This window comes from Stutzerimonas sp. LR2 (assembly GCF_055755175.1).
The window spans coordinates 1-536 of sequence record NZ_JBVTRR010000106.1; the positions used below are offsets into that span (position 1 = coordinate 1).

General features: G+C 47.9%; 2 protein-coding genes. Both read left to right on the forward strand.

Features of this window, described 5'->3' with window-relative positions; translation table 11 throughout:
• Nucleotides 1-227, forward strand: a 227-nt coding sequence (locus ACVRRC_RS22290; RefSeq protein WP_472997624.1) for a hypothetical protein, incomplete at its 5' end; no start/stop codon positions are given.
• Nucleotides 187-536: TraI domain-containing protein (locus ACVRRC_RS22295; protein WP_472997625.1), on the forward strand; the 350-nt coding region annotated here is incomplete at its 3' end. The genes ACVRRC_RS22290 and ACVRRC_RS22295, both read left to right, overlap by 41 nt.

The following is a 536-nucleotide window of genomic DNA, read 5'->3' on the forward strand; positions in this document are numbered from 1 at the left end:
TGCCAGCAAAGGCAATGCGAAACGTTTACGGGTTTTCATCACTTCTTCTCCGGTTAGAAAGCACTGTCATTATCCTTTTTTTTAAAATTGCCAGTTACCGTTTTAGCCGACAAAACGAGGGCCTTTTCATTCCTGCCCGCACCCGGTCATGGGTTATCGTACTTGCACTACAACGGAGAGTTTTAAATGCTGAAGATCATCAAAACGCTGTTTGGCAAAAAAAATGAGGTACAGGAAGAGATTAACATTCCCCTGGAGACCCTCGAAGAAATCGACTCTATGCGCGACGGTGTGGATTCAATGGTTGTGCGCGGTGATATTTTGCGTTACCCGCCTGCCGAAATCGGTTTCCCTGCGTTGATTCCGGGGAGCTACATATTGCGTGAAAAGCAGACCGACATGATCCAGGCCATAAAGCGCGAACTGAATATTCGGGATAGTGAATTCGAACAGCTGATGATGCCGATGCTTGATAGCTTTGCGAACTTCGTGCAACTGTTCCCCGCATCCGAACACCACCACCATCGAGCGCAGAG